This is a genomic window from Phormidesmis sp. 146-20 (genome assembly GCF_052939475.1).
On record NZ_JBJPHT010000086.1, the window covers coordinates 6252 to 14965 of the forward strand.

Below are 8714 nucleotides of genomic sequence, written 5' to 3' on the forward strand. Positions count from 1 at the left end.
GTCGATCGAGGGGTCGATCGAGTCGATCGACACGCCGATAATTGACCATAGAAAAAAATCTATAGATCGAAACGACATCGTGGTCGCTGGTGGTCTTTCCGTATGGATGCGGTATGGAAGCGATCCGATAGACCCCGAAAAAGTACCCGCGCTCTACCAGGGGCAAAAATCGATACCCCTCACCGAATTTCCGCTAGATGTTCGGAGAGAACTGCTGCAACCGAGCCGAGTGTTGAAAGTGAAGGGCGATCGCGTCAGAGTCAGAGGGCAGGAGACGGGACGGAACAGTGTTTTCCTTCTAAAAGACTTAAATATCTTGAGCAAGGCAAATGGCAAAACGCAAGATTAAACTCATCCAGGGCGCTCAACTGGAATTCCCCCTTATCCTTCATCCCTCATCCCTCATCCCTCAAAAACTGGAGAAGGCTGAGGGCGATCGACTGGAGAAAAGCAAGGGGAGCCAAACAGAAGGAACCCTTTTCCTCTTTAGAAGGGATGGACGTTTGACCGCCCATAACAAAAACTGCCCTACGTGCCACAAATTTCTCAAAAAGGATGGAACCTGCACTTCTTGCCTTAAGAATTCTGGCTGACTGCTCCAACCGCAGAAGTCCAACCGGAAAGCCTTGATTTTTCGTCGCCGTCGTCATCGATGCCGAACGAGAGAATCAGGGTTTCAATTCATCACCGATCGGTGATGTAGTCCTTTTTTAGTCCAACGCTATGGCTGACACGATCCAAACCTCTTTAGACGTTCTCATCGCAACTGTTCAGAAGACTTCTCAGCAGTTACAAACAGCGATCCAAATCGTCGAATATCTATCTAAAGTTCAAATCCAAATGCAGTCCGACATTCAATCACTGCAAGCGGAAAATCATCGCATTCTGCAAATATTGAGCGATCGCCCTAAATAGTAGCGATCAGGGATGTGGGCATTTTGAAATGAGAAAACCCGCAATTTTTTGCGGGCTGAGTTCAAAAATCATTTTCCCCATTATGCCCATCACCCACATGCTCGCGGCCGCCTTCATCGGACTGGCAATTTTTTACATCGTCATTATTCAGTTGTTGAACGCTTGGTACGACGAAGCAGAACGCAACCCCAGACAAAAACGCCGTCGCCGTCGCCGTGGTTCTCTTGACTTTGAAACGCCTCCTCCTTATGCCCCGTTCCCCAATGCCCCGCTTGATGTGATTGCCCTGACCCACGATCGCGCTACAGCTTACCGTCTGTTTGAGGAAATTCGAGATCGTTACCCAAATCGCTCTGAGCAGTGGGTTTGGGAAAAGGTGAAATGGGATATCGAACGCGATCGCCATTGATTCGTAGCCGTTAGCGACTCTCCGTGTAGGGAATGTTTGATTAATCACACTTCCTACCACAACTGTATGACTACCATCAATCTTGCGACCGATATCCCTAACAGCATCGTCACCCTAGAACAACTTCACGCCTGGACATCCCTAACCTTGGGGGTCTTGAATCCGACGTTAGCGGTTCTAGAGGCCGCAGATCGCGCTGAGTTCGTGGTTCAGACAGGCGTATACAAAGTTGCCGATAACACCAATCGACTGTTAACCCGTGCCTCTATCTCGCTCGATCCGAGTTTCATGAGCGATCGTTCAAAGAAACTCTGGATGTTTGCTCAAGAGTTCTCAAATATCGCCATCCCCGCGGGGTTCAAAGATAACTAATGGCAAGACCCATCGACTTTGAGCAACTTTCAGCGAGAGCAGCGCTAGAAAAGAATTATCGTTTCAGCCCGAATGCAAGCAAGGCAGACGGTTATTTCAACACAAAACCCGCGCCTCCTCCCAAGCCACCTCTGCCCAAAGACATCTCTTACAGAAGCGAAGCGGGATACCGATGGCAACGAATCGAGCAAGGCTACACGACCGTACAACCCGTAAAAGATAATCCGGGCTTTCGGAATGCTGCAAATACCGTCGGCGATCGCATTACTCGATCACCCTCAACCCCATCAGGCGTGAATGGCTCCCCCATTCGACCGCCCAATCCCATTGGGACAATGGCAAATAACGCAATGGGGAGAATGAGGACAGCCAGCAGTCAGGTACTGGCCCCGGCTGGTAGAGCGCTAGGGCCCATTGCCAAGACCCTGGCCCCCGTTGGCAAGGCTCTCGCGCCGATTGCAAAAATCGTAGGCCCGATTTCAATCATCCCCTCGCTAGTGGATGCTTTGAAAGACGTTTTTGACGATCCGACTCAGAAGATTTTTGATGAGGCAAGGCGAAAACGACAGGAGCGGAAAAACCGTAACACCAACATCCCCGATTTCAATCCGAGAGATCGTCCGCCTGGTGATATCCCCCCTTTCAGAGGTGGAAATATTGCGGGAAAGCGTTACACCGTCTTTTTCACGGTCAGAGGGCGGCGAACTTACACCAACCCATCGACAGGAGACAAATTCACTGAGGATGTCGATGCAGGGACGGGACGAGCTGAAGGGTTGATCGGGCCGCTAGGCGGGCTTGAAGTGGTCGGAGAAGCTTACGTCTCCGTATTTGGCGATCAATATGTCACGTCAAGCCTCTACATCACTCAGGCTTATGGCACTCCGGGTGCAAACCGATCGCTGATCTACACGATTAGCGCCCTAGATGGAATTGCTCAGGTTGGTTCGTGGGCTGTCCCTGCCGATGGATCGACGGATGATGCTGTCAACCCAAACGGACAAAGTTCACCGCCAGAGTGGGAGCCGCCCAAAGCTTCGGAAGATTATCCCATCTTTGTCGTCCCCGGCAATGGGATGCCTGATTTCAACATCCCTCCTAGACTTCCAGACGCGCCGGGGCAAACACCACAAACGGATCGCCCTGAAGCCCCTGACAGAAATCGAGAGCGAAAACTCGCGCCACTTCCGACACCAGCCGATCAAAATCCCGTGTCCCCCGCGCCCACACCGATCACCCCTCCTCAGTCGATCAATCCACTTCAAAACCCTCCTAGTTGGCAGCCAAACCCCGGAAGGCAAACGGGAAGGCAAACGGGAACGTCTACCCCTTCTAGTCAATGGAGCGATCCATCCTTTCCCGGCCCGTACACAATCACAAAAACTGAAATCGGGAAAGAGACAAAAGAGACGAAAGAACCAGAAAAAACATTTGCCCCCTTGCCAATTCCCCCAATTTTTCCGCGCCCAACCGATCCGGATGGCAACTTCGATCGCCCCCGGCAAGAAGAAGAACAACGCCGTCAAGATGCTAGTAAACCGCTACCCCAACCTAAACCCAGATGCCAAAATTCTTGCAGCGCTGGTTTGGAGATGGGGCAAGAACAAATCAATGGAAAACTGGATGGTTTAGCAGGAAAAATTGGGGCAGGAATTAGCGCGGCCGATATGGCCTCTAATTTGTTCTTGCTCAATCAAATCAACAGCAAGTTAGGTGATCAACTTCCCGGTGGTATTGCTGGAAAATTGACACGTTTATCGCAATGGTTGCATTTGGATCGAATCTTAAATGTATTGACCTATGTTAATACACTTCACAATGCTTACATGTTGTCGAATGGGCTGACACAAACATTGTTCAGCATGATTTCCAATGTATTAGCAGCAGTGGGAATTAAAGACGCTGAAAACAATCCTCTAGACGTTGGCGCAATCATTGGTAAGAGTGTTGATGCCTTTGCTAAATCAGTGCTTGGAGTCGAGACAGTAGACGGCATTAAAGCGGAGTGGAAAAAGTACTCTCGCATCTACCAAGCGGCTTCTAATTTACTGTGGTCAATCCAGTCGATCGGGCAATCAATTTTAGGTGCATTAGAGATTGTTGGATCAATGGTGGCCAAGATTGGAAATGCATTAAGGAAGTGGGGTGCAATTAGCGAGAAAGCATTCGGTTGGATGAATCAAACACCCAACTATCAAAACAGATTCTTTACCGCTCTAGAGAAAGCTGAGGAAGTAACTAGCAACATTGATTCGATTGCTGGTGAAGTGCTCTCAATTCAAGACACTATCACACAAATCAGAACGCAAAAGACAGAGCTAGAGAAAGCTTTGAAACAAGATGAGGGAACAAAGCAGGGAAAAGAATCTCCCGAAGCAAACGAACTCAAAAAATCGGAAGAGAAAGCCAAAAACGATAGCAAGCCCCCAACAATTCCACCCGAAGCAGAACGCAAACCGGAGGCTTAAAAATATATGCCATTACCTGAAAATTTCAGCAGTTGGGAACACTTCCAACAAACCTTGATGCAAGTTCAGAATCGTATTGTTCGAGAAGAGTTTAACGACTTGGGCAGCGATTGGGATGACGATATCACAACGTCTAGAGGAAGCCTGAGAGTTGCTTCTACGTTGCGAGATGCTGACTCAGCACTAGAGACTTTAAATAAACTAATGTTCTTCTATTTCGTCTTGCGAAAAGGTGCAGACCTTCAGGGATCTATTTATGGGATGCCGTCGATCGCCTTTCAGGAGCAATTCACCTTTGCACCTCAGATTCGGCTTTACTTCCTGGAAGATGCGAGAGACGTAGAGCAGGGTTTCTCACCCGTTGAAGGCGATATCACTTTTAGGTTAACCAGAGAAACCCCTGAGACAATTACGCCCTCTGAGGCGAGAAATCTGGCTTCTAGAGTTCGATCCGCGTTCACTGCGGCCGGTGGATTCGTTTGGAAAAAGGGGCGCGTGAAGGTCACTTATCTAGACAAAAAACGTGGCTATGATTTCCGGCTGCTCGTCACCAGCGAAGCTGAAGGAAAGCGAATTATTGAGCAGGTTCTAGACATTCAAAGTCACGCCCCTGACTGGGATTGCCTGACCGTTCACGAGAGTCGAGCAACCTTCCCGATCGTTCCTGGAAATCATACGATCTATGGCAAGTCACGCCGCAAAATGAGACGGCGGCCCCGCGCAGACGTGCGGTTTAGATGGGCAGAACTCCATATCCACGGACTACCGAATCCAGTGGTGTTAGTCGATCGCACAGGCACTAAACGAGATGCCCTGGTGAAAGTCTGACCTTTTAAGAATTGGCAAAAATTGACCGAGATAGTTAACTAACTCGACCGCAAAAAATGACCTGAAACCTTTACTGGTAGGGCATTACTAGAACTATCAAGTTGACTCGTTCAAACCTTTCTAATTTTATGAGCAGACGTAAGACCGCTAGAGAACTACAAGAGCAATTGGAGGCAGCCCGTCGTCGTGAGGCTTATGTTCCTCCCCAACGGGCCGAAGGCACCGCTACCCAGCGCCGTCCTAAGAGTTCTGTAAAGTATGGCTGCACCTCGGCACCAACGACCGAATTCACGATCCAAACGCCTCAATCTGGTGTGACTTTCTTTGGGGGATTGGCTGCTTTGGGTCTGGCTGACGCAGGCAGCGATCCAACGGCTCCTAATGGATTTAAGCCCAACCGGATCTACGCAATGGTTGCCGATGCATCTCCTCAAGTCGTACGAGCTCGGGCCAGCAATCGCGCTTATATCCGTTACGCTCGTGGCACCCGTGGCAGTAGCACTCAAAGCACTTTCTCGGCTGCAATCTCGGACACCACTACCCCGACGATGGCCTCAGTCCGTACAAAATTTGGTACCGTCTCCAATGCCAAGAAAAATGAAGTAGGCGGGTCGTACGGTCGGATTTGGTTCGAGCCGGAACGTCTACCCCTGGTGGAAAGCGGTAACTAATGGATGACCTTCTCTTAGCTACACCCGCGCTTTGGTATCCAGGGCAAACTGAAAGCGAGTGGCAGGAAGAGGTAGAAGCGATGATGGATCGGGCAATCATTACAGCCGCATTCATGCGCGGTGAGATAGAACCCGATTCCTTCCTCGATTATCTGGCTGAAGAATACGCCGATCCGATCGAAGTCGCCCAGGCGTGGGAAGAGGAGCTAGAGGCGTGCTTAATTTTGACCTGAGTGAAGCGGGAAACTGGAGACTTATCTACTACCAGCAGCATGTCGGGGATAAGTCTAAGAGCAAAATCAGGGCCCCGATGATCGACATTATTGAGCTTCCTATCACGATCGCAAGTCGAGTTTTGGCGGTGGGAGCGTCTTACCTCGATGCTCCTCCCAGTTGGAACACCGCAGGCTATTTTTATCAGGAAGTTGGCGGAGTTTCCCTGGATGACACGCTGATTTTTCCCGGCTTGAGCGGAAGTAGTTCGTCTGTCCTGGATGGGGCAAAGCGACGGATCACTCTGAACACGATCGAGCTTCACATTTTCCCTCGCCTCGCCACCGAACACCGCTATCGCTTTGAAGCCATGCGCTGGATGCCCAAAATCACCCTTGGAGTATGGGAGTACATCGGCGCTGAATCGGATACCACGGAAGAACTGCTACAGGCTCTCAGAGTCGATTTGGCTCGAATTGAAATGAGGATCAACAACCTACAATGATTAATTTTGCTGGACTAGATCAGGTTTTGCCTGATGAAACGATGACCTGGCGCGGTTTTGGTGAGCCTGTCATGCTCAATCTCAATCGGCTGACGGGAGATGCTCTAACGCCTGAATCGAGCGTGATTGAAGCGATGGGCAAGTTACTCAACTCGCTACATCAATTACAGACTCAACTCAATGAACAACGTCAACAAGCCGATCAACCCTTGCTAACAAGCTTCTCGAAAGTGGTCACGGTGAATGCCAATGGGAACCCGATCGTCAAGCTAGGCATTGAACTAGAGATCGACTTAGAAGCCTCACTCAACAATCTGGTTCAATAATATGTGGCGGTTGGTTGCTCAGATTGAGATTGCAAATCAATGGACTTGGACAGTTCCCATCGAGGGGGAATGGTTTCGATTTGAGTTTGTCGATCCGCCTGGTGAGGTGCGCGTAGACATTACTCAGGGCAACGGGTCGGCACCTTTTGCGACTCCTACCCGCGTCACGACGAGCGAATCTCAGATCGTCCGATTTCAATCTCCCCCGGCAACGATGGGCGATCGACGGTTGGCGATCCGATCGGGCGATCGCTTCTTCCGTGACTACAATCTCGGCTGGCTGGTCAAAATTTCCGTCTTTGAAGGTGACATTGAAGTTGACGGAAACGACTATTCATCTGCCCTTCAGACGCTTTTGAATGGGCAACAGGAAATCTTACAGCAGCTAGAAGCGGGAGGGATTGACCCGGCGATCGCGTCCAACATTCAAGCGATCGCCACTGGACAGATTCAAATTCTGGATCGACTACAGCAACCGATTCAGGCTCAAATTCCCGTGTCGATCATTGAGACGATTCAGGCGACCCTTGCGGTAACTGCGGAGCAGATCGCGATTGGACAGGGGCAAATCCTACAGAAGCAAAGTGAAGTTTTAGGGAAGTTTCCGATCGACGTGGAAATCGATCCGGCGATCAACGCGGGCATTCAACAGATTCTGGGACAGTTTCCGATCACGACTCAACCAGACCCGGCGATCAATGCGGGCATTCAGCAAATCTTACAAATTCTGAATCCACCCCCGGTCGCTGCTTTAAGCCCAATCTCAAACACGTTTACCGTTACTCAGTCGAATGTCTATCAATCGTTGACGGGCACATACGCTAATTTCAACGACGGGAATGGAGGGACGGGAGGAGCAACCGGATCGAGTTCTTTTGAATGGATTCAAGCCACTTTTGCGACGGCGGTTCGGGTTTCTGGGATTCGCGTGGGAGGGGGGACGCTTCCCGGATGGGGCATCGTCTCTCCTTACTTGAATGGCAAACAAATTCAAGCGAGTGCGGATGGGAGTAGCTGGAGTGTTTTGGCGACGGTGGTGCGAGTGGAAGACTCAGGGCCAAATCAATTCCCGATTTTCTCTTTTACCCCGACCACAGCACGATTTTTTAGGCTGGCGGGTACGAGTTGGTTAGCCACAACTGAATTTAGATTTTTTAACTAGGAGTTAAAAGGAGTTAAACCGTGAAGATCACACGCAGCTTGAAACAGAGGCTTTCATTTGTAGCCTTTCAAGTAGTGACGGGACAGATCAATGACCTGGGCGCTTTGGCTGAATTGTTGCAAACGATCGCGGATGAGGCAAGACAGCAAAATGAACGTTGAAATTAGCAGTCTCATCAGTATCGCAACCTTCCTAGCAGGCGCTGGCTCGGCTGTGTGGGGGATGGTGCAGTGGTACGCCGGCGCAGAGAAGAAAAAGTATGCAGCCGAGAGAGACTTTCAGCATCTACGCCGCAATCAAGAGCAAATGAAACTCGCGATCGAACACATTACGAAAGAAATCGATTTGCTCAGTGACGACATGAAGACGCTAACCGCCGTTTTTAACGTCCTTCTCTCCAAAGATGGGCAGACCGTTTCAGGCATCCTTGGCTATCGCAATCAAAACCTTCAGGAACCCAAATGAGCAACGGAACCGACACGATCGACCTGCACGAATTGGGAGTCGAAAAGGCGATTTTGAGGCTCATTCTGAAAATCTGTAAGCTGAGGGGCGATTGGACAACTGCCCTAGCGTTTGAGGAGATTGCAGGCGAGATCCGCGTCAAGATGGCAAAATCAGGGGATGGGAAATGGATTTGCTGATTTGGTGCTTATGGGCACTTGCGATCATCGGTACTATCGCGGCTTGTGTGGCGCTCATGGGAATGATCGCGCTGTTTTGGACGCTTTTTACGATGGATTCTGACAAGTGAGGAAGGGGATACGCAAACTTCACCGCTAAATCCTCTAATCTCCACTCAAAGTAAAACTGTTCTCAGTAGTTCGAATTCCCCTGGGGGTATG

14 protein-coding genes and 1 pseudogene are annotated in these 8714 nt (G+C 50.0%); 14 read left to right on the forward strand and 1 reads right to left on the reverse strand.

The genetic code is table 11. The features are described from left to right. Positions 1 to 349 (forward strand): annotated as a pseudogene (locus ACKFKH_RS32410) (hypothetical protein); the annotation flags it as partial. A gap of 46 nt (positions 350 to 395) precedes the next feature. On the opposite strand, the gene ACKFKH_RS32415 reads toward ACKFKH_RS32410, so the two are convergent. Continuing rightward, on the reverse strand, positions 396 to 650 hold the full coding sequence (locus ACKFKH_RS32415) for a hypothetical protein (RefSeq protein ID WP_446862514.1): 255 nt from the start codon (positions 648 to 650) through the stop codon (positions 396 to 398). 73 nt (positions 651 to 723) lie between these two features. Between ACKFKH_RS32415 and ACKFKH_RS32420 the strand changes: the two genes are divergently transcribed. The 13 genes from ACKFKH_RS32420 (at position 724) to ACKFKH_RS32480 (ending at position 8513) form a co-directional block, all read left to right on the forward strand. Continuing rightward, positions 724 to 915: a hypothetical protein gene (locus tag ACKFKH_RS32420; protein WP_446862515.1), complete on the forward strand. Its 192-nt coding sequence runs from the start codon at positions 724 to 726 to the stop codon at positions 913 to 915. Between the two features lie 82 nt (positions 916 to 997). Next, on the forward strand, positions 998 to 1324 hold the full coding sequence (locus ACKFKH_RS32425; protein ID WP_446862516.1) for a hypothetical protein: 327 nt from the start codon (positions 998 to 1000) through the stop codon (positions 1322 to 1324). A 66-nt stretch (positions 1325 to 1390) separates the two neighbouring features. Further along, positions 1391 to 1696 carry a hypothetical protein gene (locus ACKFKH_RS32430; protein WP_446862517.1) on the forward strand — a complete coding sequence of 102 codons (306 nt, stop codon included), beginning with the start codon at positions 1391 to 1393 and terminating at the stop codon, positions 1694 to 1696. Further along, complete coding sequence (locus ACKFKH_RS32435; RefSeq protein ID WP_446862518.1) at positions 1696 to 4164, forward strand: hypothetical protein; 2469 nt, start codon at positions 1696 to 1698, stop codon at positions 4162 to 4164. Before ACKFKH_RS32430 ends, ACKFKH_RS32435 begins: the two co-directional genes overlap by 1 nt. A gap of 6 nt (positions 4165 to 4170) precedes the next feature. Next, positions 4171 to 4992, forward strand: coding sequence for a hypothetical protein (locus tag ACKFKH_RS32440; protein ID WP_446862519.1), 822 nt, complete (start codon positions 4171 to 4173; stop codon positions 4990 to 4992). 128 nt (positions 4993 to 5120) lie between these two features. After that, positions 5121 to 5663 (forward strand): hypothetical protein, encoded by a 543-nt coding sequence (locus tag ACKFKH_RS32445; protein WP_446862520.1) that lies wholly within the window; start codon positions 5121 to 5123, stop codon positions 5661 to 5663. Next, on the forward strand, positions 5663 to 5896 hold the full coding sequence (locus tag ACKFKH_RS32450; RefSeq protein WP_446862521.1) for a hypothetical protein: 234 nt from the start codon (positions 5663 to 5665) through the stop codon (positions 5894 to 5896). The genes ACKFKH_RS32445 and ACKFKH_RS32450 overlap by 1 nt, the downstream gene beginning before the upstream one ends. Further along, positions 5878 to 6381 (forward strand): hypothetical protein, encoded by a 504-nt coding sequence (locus tag ACKFKH_RS32455; RefSeq protein WP_446862522.1) that lies wholly within the window; start codon positions 5878 to 5880, stop codon positions 6379 to 6381. The genes ACKFKH_RS32450 and ACKFKH_RS32455 overlap by 19 nt, the downstream gene beginning before the upstream one ends. Continuing rightward, positions 6378 to 6707, forward strand: a complete 330-nt coding sequence (locus ACKFKH_RS32460) for a hypothetical protein (RefSeq protein WP_446862524.1) — start codon at positions 6378 to 6380, stop codon at positions 6705 to 6707. The genes ACKFKH_RS32455 and ACKFKH_RS32460 overlap by 4 nt, the downstream gene beginning before the upstream one ends. Position 6708: 1 nt before the next feature. Next, entirely contained in the window at positions 6709 to 7869 is a 1161-nt protein-coding gene (locus tag ACKFKH_RS32465) for a discoidin domain-containing protein (protein WP_446862525.1), read from the forward strand. 20 nt (positions 7870 to 7889) lie between these two features. Next, the gene (locus tag ACKFKH_RS32470) at positions 7890 to 8030 is read left to right on the forward strand and encodes a hypothetical protein (RefSeq protein ID WP_446862526.1); all 141 of its coding nucleotides are present in this window, start codon (positions 7890 to 7892) and stop codon (positions 8028 to 8030) included. Continuing rightward, a complete protein-coding gene (locus ACKFKH_RS32475) occupies positions 8020 to 8334 on the forward strand; it encodes a hypothetical protein (RefSeq protein WP_446862527.1) in 315 nt (104 codons plus the stop codon). Before ACKFKH_RS32470 ends, ACKFKH_RS32475 begins: the two co-directional genes overlap by 11 nt. Next, entirely contained in the window at positions 8331 to 8513 is a 183-nt protein-coding gene (locus tag ACKFKH_RS32480; RefSeq protein ID WP_446862528.1) for a hypothetical protein, read from the forward strand. The genes ACKFKH_RS32475 and ACKFKH_RS32480 overlap by 4 nt, the downstream gene beginning before the upstream one ends. The last annotated feature ends 201 nt before the right edge of the window (positions 8514 to 8714 follow it).